The organism is Mycolicibacterium confluentis, from assembly GCF_010729895.1.
Taxonomy (GTDB): domain Bacteria; phylum Actinomycetota; class Actinomycetes; order Mycobacteriales; family Mycobacteriaceae; genus Mycobacterium; species Mycobacterium confluentis.
Genome location: NZ_AP022612.1, coordinates 1,710,262 through 1,733,383 on the forward strand (window position 1 = coordinate 1,710,262; position 23,122 = coordinate 1,733,383).

The following is a 23,122-nucleotide window of genomic DNA, read 5'->3' on the forward strand; positions in this document are numbered from 1 at the left end:
CGCCGACAGCGTAAGCGTCACGAGAATTTGGAGGGTTTGTGAAGATCGTCTTCCTGCACGGTATCGGTGATGGAGACCCGGACTATAGGTGGCTGGATGGGCTGAACCGCGGTCTAGAACAAGCGGGACATCCGATCGTCGACCGTGATCAAGTGATCACACCGCGCTATAGCGAGTTGCTCAAAGGAGAAGGCCTAGAAGACGTCAAGATGCCGCCGGTCACCTATAAGGTTAAAGATGATCGGAGCTCGCGCAGCGATTTCGAACGTCGCCAGGCGCGCGTGCAGCGGTCCCTTCAATTAGAAGACGGCGTGCGCGCATTCGGCTTCAATCTGCTGCCAGATCCCGTGTGGGCTGCGGCACCGGGGTTCATCGTTGATCATGTGTCGGTCGCCAATCTCGTCCAAGTTCGGCGTTACGTCCGCGAAGAAAAGGTTCGGGCCAATGTGCTAAGTCGCATCCTTGACTACATCCCGACCCACGGCGACGTCATGCTCATTGCGCACAGTCTCGGCTCGGTTGTCGCCATCGATCTACTTGATCATCTGGCTACTGACTTGCACGTCCGCCGGTTCATTACGATAGGTAGTCCAGCGGCGATCCGTGCGGTGCATGAAGGCCGCGACCGTTTGCTGAAGAAGTTCCCCTATGGCCGAGTCGACGACTGGTCGAACTTCCTCAACGCCCGAGACATCGTGACCGGCGGTCGCGGTCTGGCCAGCACATTTCCTGGCGCGCAGGACTTCACGTTGACTAATGTCAGCGGGCACGGGGCAGACCTGTATCTAGGTGATCCCGCTGTGGCAAAGCTCGCCGCCCACTCGCTGTACCCCTCCAAAGAGTTAGCTCGCACGACTTCTGACATTGCCGTGCGATTAAGTGACGCCGACGCCGCCACACTGTTGCTTCAGCATTTCGCGGAGGCTGTAGCGCGCAACATCAAGGACGACGAGCGGGCGACAAGGTTCCGAGCAGCGCTTCGTATCCTGCGTGAAGACCTCGCAGCCCAGCTGGAGCAGAACGCCGCTGCGGGCCAACATCTAGCACCACAGATGGCCGATCTGGTCAACGGCAAGCTGCCGCGCCTTCCGCATCGATGGGAGCTCCACGAAGCCGTCGGCGAAATGGTCGTGCTGGCACTAATCAACTGTGTTGCTCCGTATGAGGTCGACCCTGAAGAGGCGCAACGAAAGGCTCTCAACGACATCGCCGTCGAACTCGGTCTCACCCGCAGCGTCGGCGACAGGGTGGCCGAGGCGATCAAGGAGGTTGGTGAGTGCGTCGCCGGCAAGGGTGGTTTTCCACTTGGTCGGGTCCTTACCGCAGCGGCTGGCGTGGCACTGATCGCGGCAGGGCCAGTGGGACTCGCCGTCGCGGCCCCCGCGGGTGTGTTTGGGGCCGCAGCGATTGTGGGGGGACTGGCTGCATTCGGTCCCGGTGGGATGGTCGGTGGTTTGGCGATGCTCGGAGGCCTCGCCGGCGTGGGTGCGGCCGCCGCGGCTGCCGCCGTGGCGGGTGGCGGTGGCCCAGCGGCTTCAGTGAACAACTTTGAAAAGCTACTGATGCGTATTGCGGCCGAGTATGCGCGAAAGAAACTTGATCTCCCGTTCGACACTACGGTCTGGTTTCAGCTCACCGACTACGAGGGACAGGTCTCCGCGGTTCTCAACCGACTCCAAGCTTTCAGCGATGTCAAGGCGCCGACGATCGTCCAACTGACTGCTGCGCAGGTAGCTGTCAGAGCGCTACTCGGTTTCATGATGGACAAAGGGCTAGCGCCACCCGAAGTCAGTGATGATGAGAAACGGGCGCTGGAAATGCAAGCGCCACTCATCTCACCGTAGCGGTGGCTGTTGTTCGGAGTATTCATTCAGCCATTTGGACCTGCTGGGTGAACGAAGGGTCTGCTGCACGATCAGGTGACAGTTTAGTCTGCGTACCGTCGAGGTTCGATGACCGGCGGGGCTGTTCGCCGTGTGTCCGTTTCAGCCGTCGCGGGCGGCGTATATCGGTACCGCTCGGCGATGTCCGACACGCGTTCTGGGAGACCTTCGAGTGGATACCCCGACCACCGGATGGTGTCGGGATCGTCGCCCTTCTGCAGGGCGATGTGGCCGGGCCACTCCTCCTCGAGATCGAGCAGGTAGTAGTAGAGGGCAGGATCATCGGTGTCGTTCCACGGGCCCGGGTCGATGAGTGACCTCCTGGTGTCGCGGACCAAACCCCACGTGATGTCTGAGGGCGGGGTCGTGTACAACAGGTACATGGTCGCTCCCTCGGTCCAGGCGTGGGACACCTCAAAGACGTAGTGGCCGGGACGGCGACTTTCCGCGTTCTTCACGTTCTCAATTGCGATGTGCCGCAGCAGCTTCTGCAGCACATCGGCAGCGAGCTTGCGCTCTGCTTGGGTGGGCTCAGTTGATGGGGACATTGTTGTTCACCCATGGCGGCGTCCAGGTCCAAGTCGGTTCGATCTCCACCACTCCGCTCCCGCCCGCAATGGGATACATCGTGATCAATCCTTTCTGCCCACCGCCGGGGATCTCCGGACTTGCGTTCGTGTTCGCGACAATCCTCATCGTGAGACTCTCGCCGGTGTCATCGCAACTGATCAGTCCAAAGAGGCCGGAAGTGCAGCGTACCCGGTTAATTGGCACCTCGTAGACCAGTGTTCCGCCGGTATTGCTGATCGGTTGACTGTGGGAGATGAGGTCTTTGAACACATTCGGGTTCACCACCCCATGGCGCCAATAGGCTTTATCCCACCCAAACCCCTGCCTGGTGACGGCGTCGTAGTAGCCGCGGCGCATGATCACGTGGTTTCCGTCGAGGTCGGTCGCCTCGGCAATCACATCATTTACTGGGTAAGACGGATGGCGGTGGCGCGGTCTTGTAATCCACGGCTTGGACGGTTCGGTCGTTGGGGAAGTCGTCGAGCTTGTGGTCGGCCAGTTGCGCGACAGTCGCGGTGATCCTTGCGGCGATGTCATTGTCAGCGACGATGAGTGCCGAGGCGCGACTGGCGATCGTCGCCGCGTGTTGTTGGGCATGACCGATGCGAAATGCGCCGGCCCTGCTGCTGTCGGTCACCGCAAGGTTCTCACCCACGGTGAAACCGGCGTTGCGAGCCGCGTTGATGGCATCGACGGTGTGGCGTTTGAGGTAGTCAAGCTGGTCAGCGCCACGGCGGGCGACCACGGCGGCGTCCTGCAACGAGTCGGCGAGACGGCGGACTTTCACCAAGTCAGCGAAGGCGCGGTTCTGGCCGGCTTCGGCGGCTTGGCCCTCCCAGACCGTCCCGCCCGGGCAGACGGTGCCCCGATGAACGTTGGTGAAGGCGTCCTCCCAGCGCTCAGCGGCAGCCACCCAGTCGGTCGCGCCACGGCGGAGGTGTTCGGTGTCCCAGCCGAGGACCTGCGACAGGCTCGGCACCCCCACACCCCGGCCCATCTACACCCGCACCGGCCCGATCGGCCGCACTGACAGCACTGCGCCACGCGCCGTCAGTGCCGATAAGGATCCGTCGTAAACGTTCAGCCTCCCCACGCGGCGGAGTCTAGAACCGGCCGCTGAATCCGGCTATTCACCCGACGTAGCTGGCCCCGAGTAGGCGCCCCGCTCCGATGAAAGCGCTGGCCACCAGGGGGCTCTGAACGGCGCCGCGGCTGTCGGTGCCCGTGCGTAGCCTCCGCCACATGAACGACAAGCGACGAGCACACCGGGCCAAGCAGGCCCGACGTGACGTGCGGCGGGCCCGACGCCGCGATCAGGAGAGTCTGGCTGACCCGACGCTCACCGATGCCATACGCAGTGCGCTGGCGAAGCATCCCGCCGACCTGCTCAGTGCGGCCAGCCTTCTGATCGATGCCGCGACCCCCGAACGGTTTCCATGGCCGACCCCCAGCGGTCGCGCGACGCCGTCTCTGGACAATGTCCTGAACGCCTTGTGCGGTGCCCGAAGTCGGGAGACGACGGCGCTGCTGGCCGTGATCGCCGAACTGCTGGCTGACGATCCGGAGCCGCAGCTGCGATGCCGACGCGAAGTGGCGCAGCGCGGCGACCATCTGCCCCGCTGGATCCGCGCTCTGCCGCAGGCCGAGGCGTACCGGGCGGTGCGCAGAACACATGTGCTTGGTGACGTGGATGAACTGGTGCTCGGTGTGCGACTCGGTGGTGGGCACGAGCTGACGGTCAGTGTCCTGATCGACCACCTGCTGTTGTCCGGTGTCGCCGACGCGGGTGTGGTGCCAGAACCGATCGACGAGGCCCTTGCTCGGGTCGTCGAAACCAGTACCGATACCGAGGTCGTCGAGATGAACCTTGCCGATGCACGGGCGTGGATCGAGGAGGCGCTCGCACGGCCGACGTTCGCGCCGAAGACCGAAACATGGCCTCTCTACCGGGCTTTGGTGCAGTGGGTGGTGAGTCGGCTGCCCGAGGGCGGTGCGCGCCGGTCACCGGCCATGGGGTGGGTGGCAGCTGAGGAGTTGTGCACTGACTTCTTCGCGAGCGGCCTCGCAGCGCCGTTCACCGCCTCCGACCACCGGGAGGTGCTGTGGGAACTGTTCGAGACGGGGTCGGGTGACCCCGTGCGGTGGAGCGCGGCGCGCGTCGAACAGGCGCTCGGCGGCATACGCTACGGCGGCGACTTCACTCCGTTGGAGGTTGCCCTGGACGTTCCGGACCTGTTGCGGGCGTTCATTCCATACGCCCACGCGCAGAGCGGGATTCACGACGAATTCACCTCACAGGCAATCGCCGCCATCGACGAGCTTAGGTTGGGCTACCGGCGGAAGGTGTTGAGGCAGGCGAACAATTGGGAGTTCGGCGATGCGGTCTAGCGGCAGGCCGCCCAGCCCCGCGCCCACATCGTCGGCGGCTGCCCGTCCTGCGGCGCTGTGCACCCCGTCAGCCGCCGTGAGTGCAATGACCAACGACGTGTCCGCCCGAACCTCGCAACGATTCCCACCGCCGAACGCGCCGCAGAGCGGACTCGGCAGTGCCGATTGGCTGCATCGACGCGATTGGCGCACGCGCTCGGTGCATGCGTAGCCGACTGCCTGACGTCGAACCCGGGCTGTGCAGCGGTTCTGAGGTCAGTGGGGAGGCGAAGCAACGACGTCGATGCACTCGACTTGGCCTGCTGTCACGTAATTCTCCGGCTGAATCCGACTCTCACCGGACCAGCGGTAAGCCATCAGCTCTCCGCCCTTGACCGCGCTGAAGTCGACACATGCCGTGTATTCGGTCCAGTCATGTTGGTGCTCAGGCGTTCCCTGCCGCCAGTAGTGGCCGTAGAACACCGGAACGTCGCCGGTGTAGACGTAGGACTGCGTGTCGTGAGGCAGTTCCAGGTCGGGCAACGGCGGATAGGGCTCACCTGTGGCGGTGGTGAAACGACCACCCATTTCGGCGATGTCGCGCAGGGTGCGGCCGGTGCTGTTCCACCAGCGCATGCGGGCGCTGTCGCGAGGGTGGCCGTCCTTGTCGTGATAGGGGAGTTCGCCGTGGTCGACCAGGCTGATCTCGGGTCCCTTCAGCAGTGTCTCGACGGCCCGGAAGAGTGGATCGTGCTTCGTGCTGGCCGCCACCAGATGCTTGACGTCGGCGAACGGTGTGGCTGAATCGCACCGTGTTTCGACCGCGGCGATCGACTCGTCATGCCAGCACGCGTGCACCACGCGAAGGTTGTCGAGGTCCAGCCACAGCGGAATCGTCGTGAACCACTCGAGGTACCGCTGACGATCAGCGCCGGTGACCTGTGTGAGGAACGCCGAGTGCTGATCGGTGTTCTTCTCCGATCGGTCATCGTCCGGATCGTCGTGTGGGCGCAGGAACTTCCCACTGCCGCCCGGCCACTCGGTGTGATAGGCGAGGGCGTTGAATTCGTGGTTGCCCATGACGATTTGGGCGCTGCCGGCATCGACCATTGCCTTGACGATCTCCAGCACGCGAAGCTGTTCCGGCCCCCGGTCGATCAGGTCGCCGACGAAGATCGCCTGCCGGCGAGGGTGCCGGAAAACGCTGGACCCGTCGACCTGGTAGTCCAGCGCGGTCAGCAGCGCTTCGAGCTTGGTGGCGCATCCGTGGACATCGCCGATGATGTCGTACCCCTGTACCGCGTTGTTCAATGTGGCTTACCCCCTGGCCATTCTGCCCGTCCCTCTCTGTGGAACGGTCCTCCAGTTAGATGATCCCAGCAGCCACCGACAGCCGTCCGGCATGCGAGCGTCGCTCGGGGCGGCGCAGGACGGCCGCTCCGGGTGCCTGTCGGCGCGAATCCAGCCTCTCCAGTGCCGTGGCGGGCCGTCAGGCGAGCTCTTTGCCCCCGCCGCCGTAAGTCCCGTCGTGCCGGCGGCCCGCAGCGGGTGCACACTCGCAGAGCCCCCCGCGTAATACGCTCACACAAGCTGGTGAGCGCACCGGTCAGAGACAACGAGATGGCTGCGAAACCGGGAGCCTCCAGTGGATGCGCCTGGGCGCGACGACGACGGGGGAGAGACGCAGTGGACTCCGGTGATGGGGGGAGCGTGGTGGCGGGTGCGTTGACCCACAGGGAATCGATGCTCATCAACTTCGCCAACGGCAGCTATCAATGGGTGAGCGTCAAACTGTTCGACTTGCCCGCCGGCCTCGGCGATGAGGCGGCGTTGGCGGCGCTGCTGGCCGACGTGCACTACCGCGACAGCTACGACAGCCGGGAGGAACGCGACTCGGTGACGGTGCACGGCCCGTATCTGCTGGAGGGCATCAGCGTGGCATCGTTCACGCCGATCGCCGCGGCCGATGCGATCACCGAGTTGCGGGTGTGGGCCGGCTATTACGTGCAACCGGGTGCGGAGTTGGCCGCCGAGTTGGAGCGCGAGGTGTTCGCGCGGATCACCGTGGCCGATGCCCGCTACCGGCTGGCCGATCTGCGGGAGAGCGCGCCAGCGCCGTTCTCCCCGGTGGGCACCGAGAGTGGGGTCGTGGAGTTGGTGCTGCTGGATCGCGGCGCGGGCGAGCTGGCGCTGGTGGTGGCCAGCGACGACTGACCGTGCCGGTGGGTCAGTCCTGGCCCAGGGCGGCGACGAATCCGGCCTGCAGATCGTCGGCCAGCGCGGTCAACTCACCGACGTACAACTCGCGGCGGTCGGTCGCGGCGAACAGACCCTGCACGATGAGCCGACCGGCATGTGGTTCATCGGCGGCGGCCAGGTAGAAGCTGTGCTGAGCCCACACCGGCGTGCCGTCAGTGGCCACCACGCCGGTCGCGCGCACCGCGACCACGCCAGGGCGCGCCGGGGTGGTCAGCACGCGGCTGGAGATCTGCTGGGCCTGCGCGACGCGCAGCGCACGGTCGGCATGGAACCGCACCGCGTCGTAGGTCGGCAGATCGGTGAAGCCGTACACCTCGAGGGCGGCCGACGCGTCGAAGCCCCCGTCGCGGCGGGGACCGCGCACCGCCGCCCGTACCGATTCGCCCGCGTTGACCGCGCTCCAGCCTGCCGGCAACGCCACGGCGGTGAGCCATTCCGGGAACCGCGCAATGGGCAGCGTGGTGAAGTCGTCGGTCTCGGCCGCGACCGCGGCGGGCATCGAGTCGTAGAGCATCATCAGGGCGCCCCGGGGTCAGGAGACCACTCGCCAACTGATTCCCCCATGCCGACAGGCTAGCCACATAAGCTCTGCCGCACACTTCATCCCGCCGCCCGGGGACCTACAGGATGCCCGGCGGCTTCTGCAGGTGACGCGCCAACCCATCCCAGTTGTCGCGTTCGATGTAGCGCATGTACTCGGCGCCCTCGACGCCGTAGATGCCGCGCGAGTCGCCGTCGAGCACCCAGGCGTGCTGCTTATCGGCTTGGGCGATCAGGCGCGCCTGCTGGTGACGGCGCCGTTTCTCAGCCTCCTGGCTGCGCCGGACCGACTCTCGAACGATCACACTTCCGAGCCAGCAGGCGGCGACGATCGCCAGCACCCCGACGATCCACCAGAAGTACTTGATGATCAGCCCGATGATGATCAGCAGGCCAAACGCCGCGAAACCACCACCGCCGGAAGAACTTCCCCGACCACTCATGCCACCCTCCCGTCATCCCCACGAACATGGTCTCAGCAGCCACCGACATCGGGCGGCGGCGAGACGAGTTCAGCGCACTTCGCCGTCGGACTTCTCGTGCTCCCACGCCGCCAACAGAGGTGCGTGCCCACTTCGGTCGAACCACTGACATCCCAGGCATGCCGCGTACGCCATGACGGGCACCGCATCGAGCACCACCCCAGGATGCTGTGACGGCCACCGAGAAGCATCGGCTCCGTACACCGATTCATAGGTACGGCGCAGATGTTCGCGTTGATCCCATAGTCGCCGGGCGACGTTGACGCCGGTGGAACCGCGCTTCCAATCAACCCAATTCGTCACCAGCGCAGGCGGAAACAACGCATCCCAATACGCTCCCCACGTCCTGCCGCGCCCGCCGACCACAGCGTCGACGCCTTCGGCTCGCTCACCGCGCTTCCTCAGCCGCGTGCAGCCGCCGCAGCGCCGCCCGGAAGTCCGGATTCGGCTCTGCCAGGGGCAACACCGCGCACACCTCGCGCAGCGCCTGATCGATCGACAACCCCTGACGTCGAGCCCCATACAGCGCTGCTACCGTCGGCGTGCGGCTCTGTGCCGCAGCACAATGCACAAACACGGTGCGCCCCTCGGCGCGCAGCAGCTCGATGGCCCGCACCGTGTCAAGAAGGACGAAATCAAGATTCGCGTTCTCACCGACCTGGTCGATCAGCCGCACGTCGAGGTGGGTCGCCTCCGCCGGGACGTGCCCGTCGGCGACTCGGCACAGCGACACCACCGCGTCGACAGTGGCGTCGAGGCTGTGCAGTGAATGCGCAGCGCCGATCCACACCTTGTCGTCGTGCGGATGGGGAACCGGCATCGGCGTTCCACGCCCCACCGCGTAGGTGTGGTCGAACCGATCCGGCTCACCGTTGTTCACGATGCGGTCGGCCAACTGCGCCAGACCGCGGGTCCGCAGTCCGGGCCAGCCGTGCAGCATCAGTCGCCACTGCGACGGGACCGCCGACGCTCCGTGGACGGCACCGAGCAGGGCGCCCGCGATCGCGGCCACGGTGTCGGTGTCCCCGCCACCACGCACCGCGGCCTCCAATGCCAGGCGAAGATGATCCGCGCGGAAATTCCCCGCGCCGGGATCGTCCTCGGGCACCGGTGTGGTGCTGATCGCCGACCAGGCGCCCTGCAGGGCCGCGACGACCCAGCCGTTGTTGCCGGTGAACGCCGACGGGTGCGAGTTCTCAGCCTCGGCCAGGCGGGCCTCCCACAGCCGTCGCCGATCAGAGTCGATGTGCCCCAACCCGATCCGGACATCGATCTCGCCGGTCAGAACGGCGTGGCGGATCGCCGTGCACCACAGCACGCAGGCGTCACCGGCATCCGGGTCGAAATGGGTCAACTCGCTGACCGTGCGGGCGGCGTCTACGAGCCCGGATTCGTCGTCGAGGTAGGCCAACGCCACCGGAGCGGTCCGCATCAACGATCCGTTGCCAGCGGCGCGACCGGTCTGAAGGTGTCGCGCCTCTGACGCCTCGCGGGCGGTCTGCGCGCAGATGCCCCGTGCGGCCGCCGTGGACAGCACCGACCGGGTCTGCACCCCGACATCGGGCGCGGTGCGCGACCACCTTTCCCAGCGTTCGACCACATAATCGAGTGACTTCTCGACCCGCAGGTCAGCGCCGGTGGCGGCGATCTCGGCGATGGCGATCGCCATCGACGTGTCGTCGGTCCACTCACCGGGAGCAAACGGGCCGAGTCCGCCGCCGATCATGCCCACCGGATGATCGGCGGCAAGCGGACGGCCGAACTCATATCCCGCTCCGAGGGCATCGCCGGCAGCGGTGCCAAGCAACACGCCCACAGCTCGGTCACGCTGCGTTGCAGTCAGATCCATCAGAAACCTCCCGGTCCATCCGGGCCTCCACACGGAGGCGCTCTTACCGGCACCGGCTGGTGCGGGTCACTTCGTCATCCGAGCCACCCACGAGCGTGGGGTTGGCGCGCCATCCAGTCGGAGCTTGTCGACGGCGTCTCGTGAAGCTCAGTCAGGGTAACCCACGAGGCGGACAAGCGCCGGTTCTCCTCACACCGGACCGGTGTAGCCGATATCCCGCACCCACCCGACAACTTCGGGCTTGACGTCCAGGCACACGTTGTTCACCGCCGACAACAACACGATGCCCGCCTCGCCTGGTGCGAAGCCGGTGTTGACCAATTTGCCGACCACCAGCCCCGGCGAAACACCATGCCGCAGTTTATGACACAGCTCCTTGCCGATGTCGATCATGTCGATCACCGACTCGTACCACACGCCTGCGTTGTCTAGGTCGGAGATGAAGTCGTACTGGTCTGCCGCCGCCGGACCGGCCAACACCATCGACCCGCACGCCGCCGAAACAGCAGCCACCAGAACACGTCCGCGCATGATTCCCCCCTTGGATCGCGCTTACGTGTCAGAGGTTAGAACACGCCACCGACAAGAACTGCCCGGTCGGCAGCTACGTGCCAGCTGTCCCTCCGCGCTGCTGACGTTTGGTTGCACCGTGCCGCTTCGCCGGTCGGCCCACCTTCTTCTGTGTTCTCGCACTCTTCTTGACAGCTTTGGGCTCAGGCGTGCGGCGTGGCGGTGGCGCAGGCGATCGGCGTGCTACGCCGACGAGCTGCAGAGGAAGTTCCCTGCTGTGCACAACTACGAGCTCTTTGTTCGGCCGCGTCAGTGCCGTGTACAAAAGTCCATGCCGTCGGTGATCGTTCACGGGGAACTCGTCCGGTTCCACCACGATGACTGCGTCGAACTCCAGTCCCCGGGCATGGTTCGGAACGAGGACAACGACATTGGGGCGCGGGGTTCCCTCACGCAGCTGGGCGACGATAGGGCCGGGCAAGGTGGTGATGACCGCAACGCTGCCCCCGGGATGTGCTGTGATGAGCCGGTCAATCTGCCGGAACACGGTGGCCACGACATGCTCGCGGATTGGCCGAACGAACACAGGTTCGGGCCCATCTGCGCGCAGAGCCACCGGAGCGTCCGCGTCCTTGGGAAGCAGCCTGCTGGCGAACTCCAGGATCGGTGTGGTGGATCGGTATCCACGCTCCAGCAGTCGACGCGGGGTGTCGGGGGACAATCCCGTAGCGCGCAACACCGTGGTCCAGCTCTGTGGGGTCTTATCCGCTCTGCGCTGATGGAGATCGCCGAGGATCGTCCAACTCCCGCCATTGTTGATCTGGCGCAGCCAGAGCCACTGCTCAATCGTGACGTCCTGCGCCTCATCGACGATGACGTGACCGTATGTTCGGAGCGGGGTGGTCGGTTTGACGTCTGGGCTGGTGAGGTGCTTCTCGATAGCTCCACGCAATGTGGCGTGGCTGCCGTCAGACAACGCCGCCTGATAGGGCGGGAGCCCGGCGAGAAAGCTGATCCAGGCCCGTTCGTCAGTGAGGACTCGCCATCTGGTGCCGTTGCCACGCAGGTACTCGTAGACCTGCGCCATTGTCAGTCTGGTGTCACGACCGTTGGTCAATCGCGTGCACGTCTCGTGGATCAACTCATCAAGTGATGTCCTACTGTGCTTGACGCTCGCGAACGGATGATAGGCGACAACGGGATCCGGTACTTGGGGCGAAGGCATCCCCTTCCCGTCGAGGGCGATGACCTCTACCCGCGGCGAGTCCCCGGTCAGTTCCGCGATGACTCCGCTGATGTACTCGGTATATCTCGCGGTGGGGCCGACCACCAATACATCGCCGGTGAATCCGCGCGGGGCGTCTGCGCCGACAAAATAGGCCGCACGGTGTGAAGCGATGATCGACTTACCGGTGCCGGGTCCGCCTTCGATGATCATGCTTGCATGGAAAGGGGCCGTGATCATTCGGTACTGTTCCGGCTGCAGTGTAGATAGCACGGGCGCAAGCTTTTTCGGACGCGGTGCCTGCAGCTGGGCTCGTAGCAGCGGTTCAGCGCGCACATAGGTTTTCGGTGGCGGCACGACAGGGTCGTTCCGAGGGCTGCCGGGCTCGGGGTTGTGGGTCGCGGGCCTGGTGGAGGCAGCTCGGTCCTGAGGTCGCTGGGGCACGGGAGGCCTTGGCTTCGGATGAGGTCGCGCGGCGGCTTTCGGTCGACCGAACACCGGACTGGGCGGGGCGTCGCAGAGAAGGTTGTCGAAAAAGTCGGCGATGACACCCTTCTCACGATCGAATGTTCGCACTGCGGCGACGTTCGCGACCTCGCTGTTGCCCCGGCTAGTGGTGTGCTCGTTCGCTGTCGGATCGGGAGGTCCGCTGTCAAAGAAGAGACGAGCCAGTGGCGTTTTCCAGCTGAACACCTCTGCGTCGCCGATCTGGGCGTACTTGCGACCGATGTAGAACTCGGTGATCCCGCCCAAGTCGGGATCCGATTCACGCAGCGCGACTCTGCCCTCCAACTGGACGAACGGCACGGGCTTGGGCGTACGCACCCGGCTACCAGTCCAGTGTCCGTTGCGCGCCCCATCCGGTTGGATCAGACGGGCCGCGTCGTTGCGCACCTGCTGGCGGTACCGAGACTCCATGTCCCGCTCCTTCGCGACCTCGTCACGATGCGATGTCGTGTCTTCGCGTGCTGCAACACTCGCCCGGGTGTTGCCTCCCCGATCTACCATCGGGCCGATTCTAGAAGTGGCCACCGACACATGTGTGATCAGCACAACACCGCGGGCAGGCAACGTCCAACACCTACCCCGTCACCGCCTCCGCCAACGCCGCCAGCTTCTCATCCAACGCGGTCGCCGCCTCCAACAACGCCGGGTTGTCCGAAACCACCATCAAGGACGACGGCAGCACGTACGTCAGCGCACTGCCGGAAGCCTCGGACGTCAACAGCAGCTCCACCGGCGCGAACAAACCGGCCGTCACATCGTGGCGCAGCATCGTGATGGCGATCAGCGGGTTACCGATCACCACCCGCAGTACCTGCCGGTCGATCCCGGCCTTGTCGATCCACGCGCCGTGGTCGAACTCGGTGAACAACATGAATCCGTACGGTCCCACGTAGCGCCCGACGGAGCGCTCGAAGGCGTCCCAGTCGGAAGACCGAACGGCGATCTCACCGACCGGCGCGGGCTCGGACCCCACCGCGTCGTACAACGCCGACACCAGCGCCTCGAAACTCTTCGAGCTGCCGTACCGCAGCCGCACGCCAGAAAACTCCACAACGTTCATGGCCCCGCCCTCCACTCGGTGTTATCCCAAAGAGCGACGCAACCGCGAGGCTTATTCCTGGGTAAAGGAGACGAAACTCAGCCCGCGGCCCACTCCGCCGCCCGCCCCAGCTCGGCGAGACCGAAGATCGCGAACTCACCCGGCACCATCCAGGCCATCACGTGCAGCGTGTGCTTGATCCAGTCCGCGTCGGTCACCACGGCGATCCGCTTGAACGCCGAATGGTGTTTGAACAGCAGACCGAAGCCCAGCTTCATGTCCTCGGCCAGCCCGCCCGGCCCGAAGCCCGCATAGTCCGGGTCGATCACCTCGACGAACCTGATCTCACCCGTCCCCAACAGATCGTGCATCTGCGGTTCGAACGCCCGCAGATCGTCACCGCTGAGCCGACCGGAGACCCGGATCCCCGTCACACCCTCCGGCAGATCGGTCAGCACCTCGATCATGACCCCACCCCCAACCTTCGAGGTCCACGGTAGTGCCGGTTAGCCCGCAACGGTCATGGGTACGCGCCACTGATGGATGTTTCCACCCTGGCTTTCGAATGGACGGACACCAACCGGTACTGGCTGATCGAAGTTCCCATCAGAGTCGGTGCGTACGTCCTGGTGGTCCTACTCGCACGCTACGTGCTGCACCGCATGATCGACCGGGCCACCACCCGACGTGCCCGCACAACCGATGACGACGCGCAGACCGTGGAGAAGAAACCGGCGCTGCTGCGCAATCTGCGCGACCGAGTGCCTTCGCCGACGAGCGCCCTCCGTACCGCCGAGCGCCGTCAGCAACGCGCCCAGACCATCGGGTCGGTGCTCAAGTCGACGGTGTCGATCGTGCTGCTGGTCTGGTTCGTGCTGACCGTCCTCAACGTGCTGGGCGTCAACATCGCGCCGTTCATCGCCTCGGCGGGCGTGGTCGGCCTGGCCATCGGCTTCGGCGCGCAGAACCTGGTCCGCGACTTCGTCACGGGCGTGTTCATGCTGCTCGAGGATCAGTACGGGGTGGGCGACAACGTCGATCTGGGGGACGCGGTGGGCACGGTGGAGAGCGTCGGCCTGCGCATCACCACCGTGCGCGACATCGACGGCACGCTCTGGTACGTCCGCAACGGTGAGATCGCCCGCGTCGGGAACATGAGCCAGGACTACGCCGTCGCCCGCATCGAACTGCCGGTCTCGCTGACCGCCGACCTGAACCGGGCCGAAACGGTCGCTCTTGAGGCGGCGCAGCACGCCGTCAAGGATCCCGCGGTGGCGGAGAAGGTGCTGGGCGAGCCGGAAATGCTTGGCGTGCAGGACTTATCGCCCGACCGGGTGACCCTGCGGATGACGCTCAAGACCAAACCCAACGCGCAGTGGTCGGTGCAGCGCCGGCTTCGGCGCGACATTCTGGGCGCCTACGACGAACACGGCATCGACTTGCCGTACCCACTGCCGCGGCCGCCCGCCAACCTCAACGCCGAGTAGCCGGGTCCCGCCGGCAGCTGGCTCCCCCAGTCAGCTGCCGGCGGCTCTGTGGCCTGCTCGGCGGGCTCGGCCGATATGGGCCATCACGCGATCGAGCAGTGCCTCATAGACCGACCCGTTGTGATGATCAACGCTCGTGAGACGACGAATGCGGCGCAGATAGGCGTCCAGGCGACGCTCGATCGGCCAACCGGCGTAGGTCGGTTCGGCGAACTCGGAACCGAGAAACCCCACCGCTATCACGTCGAGTTCACCGACCACTTCGTCGGTACCCCCTGGTGCCATCATCAACAACCGTCCTCCCCGTGTCAGAACACCCCCACATGGTTTCCCGGGGCGAGAAGTCGCGACTAGGGAAGAAAGTCCCCACCTTGGTCACGCGCCCCAGCTCGGAGCTGCTGCTGACCAAATACCCTTGTGCTCGCCGCGCGCGGGCTCGACCATCGAACGATGAGTCCACCGGGGGGCGACGAGGCATCCGTGCTCGACCGCGCAGGCCTGCGCGGACTCGTCGCCGCACTCAAAGACCGCGGGTACCGCGTGGTCGGACCGGTCCGGCGCGACAACGCGATTGTGCTGGCTGAACTGGACTCCGCCGACGACCTGCCCTACGGCTGGGGCGTCGACACCGCGCCCGGCCACTACCGGCTGCGGGAGCGCGACGACAACGCGTGCTTCGGCCACTCGGCGGGGCCGCAGTCCTGGAAGCAGTTTCTGCACCCACCCCGGCAGCGCCTCTGGTCGGGCGCCCCGGACGGCACCCCCGACACCATCGACGGCGAACCCCTCGAGCCGGCCTACGCCTTCCTGGGAGTGCGGGGCTGCGACCTCGCCGCAATCGCCACCCTCGACCGGGTGCTGGGCGGGGCCGCGCACCCCGACACCTCGTTCCAGAACCGGCACCGGCGGGTGTTCGTCGTCGCCGTCAACTGCACCGAACCCGGCGGGCTGTGCTTCTGCGCCTCCATGGGCACCGGGCCCAGTGCGGGCCCCGGATACGACCTGGCGCTCACCGAACGCGTCGACGGCGCCGACTGCCACTACCTGGTCGACGTCGGCACCCCGGCCGGTGCCGACGTGCTGGCCGACGTGCCGCACCGGACAGCGCAGCCCACCGAAATCGAGTATGCCAGAGCCGAAGTCGACGCCGCCGCGCAGAAGATGGGGCGGCAGATGCCGGAGCGGGACCTGCGCAACCTGCTGGTGGAGTCCCGCGAATCCCCGCACTGGGAGGAGGTCGCCAGCCGCTGCCTGACGTGTGGGAACTGCACCATGGTCTGCCCGACGTGCTTCTGCACCAGCACCGAGGATGTCACCGACCTGACCGGGCAGCACGCCGAACGCTGGCTGAACTGGGCGTCCTGCTTCGAACTCGACTTCTCGCTGCTGCACGAGGGACCCGTGCGCCAGAGCGGAGCGGCGCGCTACCGCCAGTGGCTGACCCACAAACTGGGCACCTGGCACGACCAGTTCGGCACCTCGGGCTGCGTCGGCTGCGGCCGCTGCATTGCGTGGTGTCCCACCGGCATCGACATCACCGAGGAGATGGCCACTTTGGCCACTTTGGCCACTTTGGCCGACCTGGCCCCGGCTGACGAGACGCCGGACGGCCATGACTGACACCGTGACAATCCCCACTGCGGCAGCCACTTCCGCGATGGCCCCTGTCCCGCACCGGGTCGTCTCCAGGGTGCAGGAGAACCACGACACCGCGACGCTGGAACTCACCCCAGTGGGGGAACCGATCGCACCCCCGCAACCCGGACAGTTCATGATGCTCTACGCCTTCGGCGTCGGCGAGGTGGCGATCTCGGTCAGCGACTACCTGTCGAAGCCCGACGGGACCATCACCCACACCATCCGCGACGTGGGGGCTGTCAGCCACGCACTGCACGACGCCACCCCAGGCGACATCGTCGGTGTCCGCGGCCCGTTCGGGACCTCGTGGAATCTGCACCGCGGCTGCGGTGGTGACGTCGTCATCGTGGCGGGCGGTGTCGGCTTGGCGCCACTGCGGCCGGTGGTGCTGGAAGTGCTGGCCGACCGGGAGGGGTACGGACACGTCGTGCTGATCGCCGGCGCACGCGCCCGCAACGACTTCCTGTTCGCCGCCGAACTCGACGACTGGGCCAAGGCAGCCTCGATCGAGGTGGACCTGACCGTCGACGTGCCCGTGCAGGGCTGGGCGGGGGAGACCGGGCTGGTGACCCAGCCGCTGCGGCGATTGACGCTCGACCCGCAGCGGACCACCGCCTTCGTGTGCGGCCCAGAGCTGATGATGCGCAACAGCGCCCAGGTCCTGATCGACAAGGGAGTGGCGCCGAACGCCATCCGACTCTCGCTCGAACGCAACATGCAGTGCGGCGTCGGCTGGTGCGGACACTGCCAACTGGGCCCGCTGCTGCTGTGCCGCGACGGCCCGGTCGTGGGCTGGGACGTCGCCGCTCCGCTGCTGAGCGTGAGGGAGCTGTAGATGGGGAACCCGACCTTGGCCGTGTGGAAGTTCGCTTCCTGCGACGGCTGCCAGCTGACCCTGCTGGACTGCGAGGACGAGCTGCTGACGCTCGCCGGGCAGGTCGACATCGCCACGTTCGCTGAGGCGTCGAGCGCGATGGTCGGCGGGCCCTATGACGTGTCACTGGTGGAGGGGTCGGTCACCACCGCCGCCGACCAACGCCGCATCCACGAAATCCGCGACCAGTCAAAGACTCTGGTGGCCATCGGCGCCTGCGCGACCGCGGGCGGCATCCAGGCCCTGAGGAACTTCGCCGACGTCGCGGAGTTCGCCTCCATCGTCTATGCCCGGCCGGACTACATCGACACCCTGGCCACCTCCACACCGGCCTCGGCGCACGTCACCGTCGACTACCAACTGCAGGGCTGTCCCATCGACCGCCGGCAACTGCTCGACACCCTGGCCGCATTGCTGATCGGCCGCAAACCGCGACTGCCGGCCGCGACGGTGTGCACCGAATGCAAACGCCGCGGCCTGACGTGTGTGACTGTGGCGGAGGGCATTCCGTGCCTGGGGCCCGTCACCCACGCGGGCTGCGGCGCGCTGTGCCCGTCGGTGCACCGCGGCTGCTACGGATGCTTCGGCCCCACCGCGACGCCCAACATGCCCGCCTTCATCCCGTTGCTGCGCCGCGACGGCATGTCCGAGGCCGACGTCGACCGCACCTTCGCCACGTTCAATGTCACCCAGTTCGGCGTCACCCAGTTCGACGCCGAACGGACGGCCCAATGACACGCCGGAACCGCACACTGACCGTCAGCGCGCTCACCCGCGTCGAAGGCGAAGGTGCGCTGCACGTCCGGTTCGACGGGGCCGCCGTCGAGCGGGTCGAACTCAACATCTACGAACCGCCCCGGTTCTTCGAGGCCATGCTGCGCGGACGCGCCCACACCGAACCGCCGGACATCACCGCCCGGATCTGCGGCATCTGCCCAGTCGCCTACCAGGTCAGCGCCTGCAACGCCCTCGAAGACGCGTGCGGTGTCACGATCGATCCGCGCCTGCGGCAGCTGCGCCGGCTGCTCTACTGCGGGGAGTGGATCCACAGCCACGTGCTGCACATCTGCCTGCTGCACGCCCCGGACTTTCTCGGCCACCCCGACGTGATCAGCGTGGCCCGCGAACACCCGAAGGCCGTCGAACGCGGCCTGGCCCTGAAGAAGACGGGCAACCGGCTCATGGAACAGCTCGGGGGACGCGCCATCCACCCGGTCAACGTGCGGTTGGGCGGTTTCTACGCCGTGCCCGAGCGGGCCGACCTGTGGCCGCTGCGCGAACAGCTGGTCCGTGCCCTCGACGACGCGCTGGCCACGGTGCAGTGGGTGTCCGGATTCGACTTCCCCGCTCTGGAGGTCGACCACGAGTTCCTGGCGCTGAGCCACCCGGATCACTACGCGATCGAACAGGGGGTCATCGCCCGCAGTGCCGGAACCCCGTTCGCAGTGGCCGATTTCACCGAACACGTCGTCGAGGCGCAGGTGCCGCACTCGACCGCGCTGCAGGCCACTCTCGACGGCGGCCGTCATCTGACCGGACCGTTGGCCCGCTACTCACTGAACTCGGGCCTGTTGTCCCCGCTGGCCCGCCAGGCCGCCGCCGATGCCGGGCTCGGCACGACATGCCGAAACCCGTTCCGCAGTATCGTCGTTCGTGCGGTCGAGGTGGTGTACGCGGTCGAAGAGGCGATCCGCATCATCGACGACTACCAGCGACCCGCACGCCCGTTCCACGACGTGCCACCGCGGGCCGCGGTGGGGCATGGCGTCAGCGAGGCGCCCCGCGGGCTGCTCTACCACCGTTACGAGATCGGCGCCGACGGCCTGATCCGCACCGCCCAGATCATCCCGCCGACCTCGCAGAACCAGGCCGCGATCGAAGACGATCTGCGGCGGCTGATCGAAGGCAACATGGACCTCGACGACACGGCGTTGACGGCGTTGTGCGAGCGCGGTATCCGCAACCATGACCCGTGCATCTCGTGCGCGGCGCATTTCCTGACCCTCACGGTCGACCGCCGATGACCCCTCGTGTGGTGGTGATCGGCCTGGGCAACGCCTACCGCCGCGACGACGGCGTCGGACTCGCGGTCGCCGACGAGGTCGCCAGAACGGCACCCCCGGACGTCGGCGTCCACGCGGGAGTGCGGGATTCGTCGCAGCTGCTGGACCTGTGGGTGGGGGCCGAGGCGGCCATCCTCGTCGACGCGACTGTCGGCCCGTTGGGGGAGCCGGGCCGGATCCGGCGCATCACCCCCGACGCCGTCGCGACCACACGGACGACGAGTTCGCACGGACTCGACGTCGCCGCGGCCCTGGCACTGGGAGAGACGCTGCGCCGCAACCCCTCCCGCGTGGTGCTCTACACGGTGGACGTCGCGGACTGCGGGTACGGCATCGGACTGACCTCGGACGTGGCGGCGACGGTGCCCGCGGTGGCCGCCGCCGTCATCGCCGAGGCGCGGGCGGCCACGGCCGCCCCGTGCGGTACAGCGCGGCACCCGCGGTGACACCGGCACCCGCGGCGATCAGCAGCACGGGCCCGCCGACCACCAGCCGGTCGGACGCCTCGCGCAGCGCGGCCACCAGCGCCGCGGTGTGCATCCGCTGGTCGGCCGCGACCGTGACCCGCTCCTGGGTGACCCCCAACCGTGACGCGAGCGCGGCGCGGTAGCCGGTTCGCGCGGGCGCCGCGATGATCGCGTCGACGTCGGCCACGGTGAGTCCGGCGTCCCACAGGCAACGGTTGGCCACCTCGGCGCCGGCGTCGGCGTACCGGTCGTCCATCGCGGCCGCCGCGTCGAACCGAAGCATGTTGCGGTTGTCGTCGAGCCCCACTGTCGCGCAGAAGCTCTCGCCATCGTCGGGCAGGTTCACCCAGTGCACCGGGCCGAGTCCGGAGTCGTCGTCGCTCCACCCGCACAGCAGGGCCGCGCCGGCGGGGGAGAAGGGGAACTGCTCGCTGCTTCTGTGCCCCGGGTCGGCGTCGCTGGAGACCACGAGGGCGCAGTCGATGGTGTGGGACTTGAGGAATCCGTCGACGATCTGCAGCGCGGTGAGCACTCCGCAGGACCCGTTGGCCACGTCGAAGGAGAACGTGCCGTGACCGCCGTCGTGCGGATCCTCCGGGTTGGACCCGAGATCCTCCTGGATCAGCGCCGCGAGAGCGGGTTCGGCCAGGTTGTGGTCGCGGTAGATGCCGGCGTTGACCAGAAGATCCACGTCGTCGGGGTCCCGTCCGGCCTGTTGCAGGCAGTTGCGGGCCGACGCGACGGCCAGGTGCAGTGCACTGTGCCGGTTGCGCCACCCGCCTTCGGTGACGTCGAGGCGGTCAATCACGGTGCCCATAACGGCTCACCATCTCCTCGTCGAGGGTCAACAGGACGACACCGATCTCCAAGCCGGAGGCCAACGCGACGAGCGCGACGGTCTCACCGGGCCGAATGCGGCCCGCCTCAAGCTCTTCGACCAGCGCCACGGTGTGCGTCGTCGACGCGGTGTTGCCGTACCGGTCGACGGTGATCACCGCGTCGTGGGCGGGGCGGTCCCCGAAGGATTCGGTGAGTGCGGCCATACCCTTGCGGATGGCGCGGGCCGAGGTCTGATGGGTGATCACATGGTCGATGTCATGAATTGAAATGCCTGCGGTGTCGAGGATTTCGTGCAGAAGATAGGGGGTCGCGGCGATCGCCGCACGCTGGATGCCCCGTGAGTCGGTGAACATCCGGGCGCCCGGGTCGTGGCCCTTCGGGTAGGCCAGGCACAGCCGGCTGTGGTCGGCCACGGTGGTGAACCCGGCGATGCTGATCCCGGCGGAGTCCACCGGGGCGCGTTCGAGCAGCAGCGCCGCACCCGCATCACCGAGCGTCAGGCAGGCGAGTTCCTTACTCATGATGGTGCGGATGTGCCGCGCCGCGTTCTGCCCCAACTGCGAGATGTACTCGCCACTGACCACCAGCCCGCGCTGCACGGTGCCCTGCCGAATCCAGTTGTTGAGCACCGTGACTCCGGTCAGCATCCCCGCGCACGCATTGGACAGGTCGAAGGTCATCGCGCGCTCGGCCCCGATGGCTCGGGCGACGGCACCGCTCATCGTCGGCTCCACCCACTGCGTCAGGCCGTCGCGGAACTTCGTGATGCTGCAGTTGATCACCACATCCAGCGCTGCGGGGTCCTGGTCCGCCCTGCTCAGGCAGTCCCGCGCGGCCGCGATGGCCAGGCTGTAGGAGTCCTCGTCACCGGTGGACACCCGACGCTCGCGGATACCGGTCAGCCGCTCGAGGTCGATGTGCGTGCGGTGGCGGGTGGTCGCCATCAGGTCGTCGGTGCTCAGATGTGTTGGTGGCAGGTGCCGGCCCGCGCCAGCCAGCCGCGCGCGATACGGCGCCGGAGGTCCGGCACCGTCCGTCATCAGCCAGTGCGTGCGCATCCTCACAGCGTGAGCCGGTGGCGCGACGGTCAACAGAGCACTTTGGCCCTGTCTTCAGGCATGCCGCCGTCGATAGATTCGAATCCAGGAGGGCACATGAGCGACTTCATGCGCAGCAGCGACGCGTTCACCTGGGCGATGGAGACCGATCCACGCCTGCGGTCGACCGTGGTCACTGTTCTCGTACTCGACAAGTCGCCGAACTGGGACCGCGTGCGCGACAGGATGGATCTGATCAGCCGCAGGCTGCCGATGTTTCGGCAACGGGTGGTGGAGTCACCCCTTCCGGGGACCCCGCGGTGGGAGGACGCCCCGGACTTCGACCTCGACTTCCACATCAGGCACGTGGCGTCGCCGGACCCGGGCACCCTCGACGGGGTGCTGGAGCTGGCGCGGGTCGCCGCGATGGAGGACTTCGACCGGGCCCGCCCGCTGTGGGAGGTGACGTTGTTCGACGGTCTCGACGACGGCGGGGCGGCGGTGGTGTGCAAGTTTCACCATGCCCTCACCGACGGCGTGGGTGGTGTGCAGATCGGGATGATCCTGTTCGACCTCTCCGAGCAGCCCGCAGATGCCGAACCGATGCCGCCCGCGCAGCTGGTGCGTGCGTACCCGTGGTGGGGGGAGTACCGCAGCGTGCTCGGTCACGACGCGAAACTCGCCGCGACGACGGTGACCGGCGCGCTGACCGCGGCCCCGGGACTGGTGTTCAACAGTGTCCGCCGACCGAGGGCAACCCTCGAATCCGCAGTGGCCACGGCCGCGTCGATCTACCGCACCGTCCGCCCGGTGACCCGGACCGGATCACCCCTGATGACGGGCCGCACCCTGACCCGCCGACTCGGGGTGCACCAGGTGCCCAAAGACGGGCTCCGGGAGGCGGCGCACCGCAGCGGCGGCGCGCTCAACGACGCGTTCATCGCCGGACTGGCCGGCGGACTGCGGCTCTACCACGACAAGCACGGCGTCGAGGTGGGCGACCTGCACCTGACCATGCCGATCAGCCTGCGCGCCGAAGACGACGAGATGGGCGGCAACCGAATCACCCTGATGCGCTTCGACGTTCCGGTCGGGATAGCGGACCCGGCCGAGCGCATCGCGGCCATCCACAAGCGGACCGCGAGAATGCGCCATGAGAGGTCACTGCCCTACACCGAGTGGATCGCGGGCGCGCTGAACCTGATGCCGCGCTGGTACATCGGGTCGATCCTGCGCAACGTCGACTTCCTGGCCAGCGACGTTCCCGGCATTCCGGTGCCGGTGTTCCTCGGCGGCGCCAAGCTGGTGATGCAGTACGCGTTCGGTCCGACCATCGGCGCGGCTGTCAACGTCACGCTGCTCAGCTACGTCGACACATGCTCCCTGGGCATCGACGTCGACACCGGCGCGATCCCGGATTTCGAGGTTTTCCGCGAATGCCTCGTCGCGGGCTTCGATGAAGTGCTGGCCCTGGCGGCCTGACGG

The 23,122-nt window shown here is 66.8% G+C and carries 25 protein-coding genes and 1 riboswitch; of the genes, 10 read left to right on the plus strand and 15 right to left on the minus strand.

The genetic code is table 11. From position 1 onward, the window contains the following. The first annotated feature begins 38 nt into the window (after window positions 1-38). On the plus strand, window positions 39-1,844 hold the full coding sequence (locus tag G6N34_RS07905; RefSeq protein WP_085152408.1) for a lipase family protein: 1,806 nt from the start codon (window positions 39-41) through the stop codon (window positions 1,842-1,844). An 83-nt stretch (window positions 1,845-1,927) separates the two neighbouring features. On the opposite strand, the gene G6N34_RS07910 is transcribed toward G6N34_RS07905, so the two are convergent. The 3 genes from G6N34_RS07910 to G6N34_RS27945 are packed head-to-tail and all read right to left on the minus strand — an operon-like array spanning window position 1,928 to window position 3,366. Next, the gene (locus G6N34_RS07910) at window positions 1,928-2,431 is read right to left on the minus strand and encodes a hypothetical protein (protein ID WP_085152409.1); all 504 of its coding nucleotides are present in this window, start codon (window positions 2,429-2,431) and stop codon (window positions 1,928-1,930) included. Beyond that, complete coding sequence (locus G6N34_RS27940) at window positions 2,415-2,852, minus strand: hypothetical protein (protein WP_234812923.1); 438 nt, start codon at window positions 2,850-2,852, stop codon at window positions 2,415-2,417. Before G6N34_RS27940 ends, G6N34_RS07910 begins: the two co-directional genes overlap by 17 nt. A gap of 1 nt (window position 2,853) precedes the next feature. Then, window positions 2,854-3,366, minus strand: a complete 513-nt coding sequence (locus G6N34_RS27945; protein WP_234812924.1) for a hypothetical protein — start codon at window positions 3,364-3,366, stop codon at window positions 2,854-2,856. Window positions 3,367-3,695: 329 nt separating this feature from the next. Between G6N34_RS27945 and G6N34_RS07920 the strand changes: the two genes are divergently transcribed. Further along, window positions 3,696-4,841 (plus strand): hypothetical protein, encoded by a 1,146-nt coding sequence (locus G6N34_RS07920; RefSeq protein WP_085152410.1) that lies wholly within the window; start codon window positions 3,696-3,698, stop codon window positions 4,839-4,841. Window positions 4,842-5,096: 255 nt separating this feature from the next. Here the strand turns inward: G6N34_RS07920 and G6N34_RS07925 are convergent, their stop codons facing one another. Beyond that, window positions 5,097-6,131 carry a metallophosphoesterase gene (locus tag G6N34_RS07925; RefSeq protein WP_085152411.1) on the minus strand — a complete coding sequence of 345 codons (1,035 nt, stop codon included), beginning with the start codon at window positions 6,129-6,131 and terminating at the stop codon, window positions 5,097-5,099. Window positions 6,132-6,506: 375 nt separating this feature from the next. Here G6N34_RS07925 and G6N34_RS07930 point away from each other — a divergent pair, with 375 nt between their 5' ends. Beyond that, entirely contained in the window at window positions 6,507-7,034 is a 528-nt protein-coding gene (locus G6N34_RS07930; protein WP_133057769.1) for a hypothetical protein, read from the plus strand. 13 nt (window positions 7,035-7,047) lie between these two features. On the opposite strand, the gene G6N34_RS07935 is transcribed toward G6N34_RS07930, so the two are convergent. From G6N34_RS07935 to G6N34_RS07970, 8 genes are all read right to left on the minus strand, one after another. Beyond that, window positions 7,048-7,596 carry a hypothetical protein gene (locus G6N34_RS07935; protein WP_085152413.1) on the minus strand — a complete coding sequence of 183 codons (549 nt, stop codon included), beginning with the start codon at window positions 7,594-7,596 and terminating at the stop codon, window positions 7,048-7,050. Between the two features lie 103 nt (window positions 7,597-7,699). Then, entirely contained in the window at window positions 7,700-8,062 is a 363-nt protein-coding gene (locus G6N34_RS07940) for a hypothetical protein (RefSeq protein ID WP_234812925.1), read from the minus strand. A gap of 69 nt (window positions 8,063-8,131) precedes the next feature. Next, window positions 8,132-8,404, minus strand: a complete 273-nt coding sequence (locus tag G6N34_RS07945; protein WP_234812926.1) for a hypothetical protein — start codon at window positions 8,402-8,404, stop codon at window positions 8,132-8,134. 85 nt (window positions 8,405-8,489) lie between these two features. Beyond that, the gene (locus G6N34_RS07950) at window positions 8,490-9,950 is read right to left on the minus strand and encodes an ADP-ribosylglycohydrolase family protein (protein ID WP_085152415.1); all 1,461 of its coding nucleotides are present in this window, start codon (window positions 9,948-9,950) and stop codon (window positions 8,490-8,492) included. Window positions 9,951-9,984: 34 nt separating this feature from the next. Beyond that, window positions 9,985-10,096: riboswitch (SAM riboswitch) on the minus strand. 43 nt (window positions 10,097-10,139) lie between these two features. Continuing rightward, window positions 10,140-10,481 (minus strand): DUF732 domain-containing protein, encoded by a 342-nt coding sequence (locus G6N34_RS07955; RefSeq protein WP_085152416.1) that lies wholly within the window; start codon window positions 10,479-10,481, stop codon window positions 10,140-10,142. 73 nt (window positions 10,482-10,554) lie between these two features. Next, complete coding sequence (locus G6N34_RS07960; RefSeq protein WP_133057770.1) at window positions 10,555-12,738, minus strand: AAA family ATPase; 2,184 nt, start codon at window positions 12,736-12,738, stop codon at window positions 10,555-10,557. A 28-nt stretch (window positions 12,739-12,766) separates the two neighbouring features. Then, window positions 12,767-13,252, minus strand: coding sequence for a DUF302 domain-containing protein (locus G6N34_RS07965; protein ID WP_085152418.1), 486 nt, complete (start codon window positions 13,250-13,252; stop codon window positions 12,767-12,769). Between the two features lie 77 nt (window positions 13,253-13,329). Continuing rightward, window positions 13,330-13,698 carry a SpoIIAA family protein gene (locus tag G6N34_RS07970; RefSeq protein ID WP_085152419.1) on the minus strand — a complete coding sequence of 123 codons (369 nt, stop codon included), beginning with the start codon at window positions 13,696-13,698 and terminating at the stop codon, window positions 13,330-13,332. 72 nt (window positions 13,699-13,770) lie between these two features. Here G6N34_RS07970 and G6N34_RS07975 point away from each other — a divergent pair, with 72 nt between their 5' ends. Next, a complete protein-coding gene (locus tag G6N34_RS07975; protein WP_085152420.1) occupies window positions 13,771-14,718 on the plus strand; it encodes a mechanosensitive ion channel family protein in 948 nt (315 codons plus the stop codon). A 30-nt stretch (window positions 14,719-14,748) separates the two neighbouring features. On the opposite strand, the gene G6N34_RS07980 is transcribed toward G6N34_RS07975, so the two are convergent. Next, on the minus strand, window positions 14,749-15,006 hold the full coding sequence (locus G6N34_RS07980) for a hypothetical protein (RefSeq protein ID WP_085152421.1): 258 nt from the start codon (window positions 15,004-15,006) through the stop codon (window positions 14,749-14,751). 162 nt (window positions 15,007-15,168) lie between these two features. Between G6N34_RS07980 and G6N34_RS07985 the strand changes: the two genes are divergently transcribed. Genes G6N34_RS07985 through G6N34_RS08005 form a run of 5 tightly spaced genes read left to right on the plus strand, consistent with a single transcriptional unit; the run spans window position 15,169 to window position 19,739 of the window. Then, window positions 15,169-16,338, plus strand: coding sequence for a 4Fe-4S dicluster domain-containing protein (locus tag G6N34_RS07985; RefSeq protein WP_085152493.1), 1,170 nt, complete (start codon window positions 15,169-15,171; stop codon window positions 16,336-16,338). Then, window positions 16,331-17,191, plus strand: coding sequence for an FAD/NAD(P)-binding protein (locus tag G6N34_RS07990; RefSeq protein WP_085152422.1), 861 nt, complete (start codon window positions 16,331-16,333; stop codon window positions 17,189-17,191). The genes G6N34_RS07985 and G6N34_RS07990 overlap by 8 nt, the downstream gene beginning before the upstream one ends. Further along, the gene (locus G6N34_RS07995; RefSeq protein WP_085152423.1) at window positions 17,192-17,965 is read left to right on the plus strand and encodes an NADH-quinone oxidoreductase subunit B family protein; all 774 of its coding nucleotides are present in this window, start codon (window positions 17,192-17,194) and stop codon (window positions 17,963-17,965) included. Beyond that, window positions 17,962-19,254 carry a Ni/Fe hydrogenase subunit alpha gene (locus G6N34_RS08000; RefSeq protein ID WP_085152424.1) on the plus strand — a complete coding sequence of 431 codons (1,293 nt, stop codon included), beginning with the start codon at window positions 17,962-17,964 and terminating at the stop codon, window positions 19,252-19,254. Before G6N34_RS07995 ends, G6N34_RS08000 begins: the two co-directional genes overlap by 4 nt. Continuing rightward, window positions 19,251-19,739 (plus strand): hydrogenase maturation protease, encoded by a 489-nt coding sequence (locus G6N34_RS08005; protein ID WP_085152425.1) that lies wholly within the window; start codon window positions 19,251-19,253, stop codon window positions 19,737-19,739. The genes G6N34_RS08000 and G6N34_RS08005 overlap by 4 nt, the downstream gene beginning before the upstream one ends. On the opposite strand, the gene G6N34_RS08010 is transcribed toward G6N34_RS08005, so the two are convergent. After that, a complete protein-coding gene (locus G6N34_RS08010) occupies window positions 19,678-20,577 on the minus strand; it encodes a 3-oxoacyl-[acyl-carrier-protein] synthase III C-terminal domain-containing protein (protein WP_085152426.1) in 900 nt (299 codons plus the stop codon). The genes G6N34_RS08005 and G6N34_RS08010 overlap by 62 nt on opposite strands. Then, window positions 20,561-21,658, minus strand: coding sequence for a 3-oxoacyl-ACP synthase III family protein (locus tag G6N34_RS08015; RefSeq protein WP_085152427.1), 1,098 nt, complete (start codon window positions 21,656-21,658; stop codon window positions 20,561-20,563). Before G6N34_RS08015 ends, G6N34_RS08010 begins: the two co-directional genes overlap by 17 nt. 96 nt (window positions 21,659-21,754) lie before the next feature. Here G6N34_RS08015 and G6N34_RS08020 point away from each other — a divergent pair, with 96 nt between their 5' ends. Then, a complete protein-coding gene (locus G6N34_RS08020) occupies window positions 21,755-23,119 on the plus strand; it encodes a wax ester/triacylglycerol synthase domain-containing protein (protein WP_085152428.1) in 1,365 nt (454 codons plus the stop codon). The last annotated feature ends 3 nt before the right edge of the window (window positions 23,120-23,122 follow it).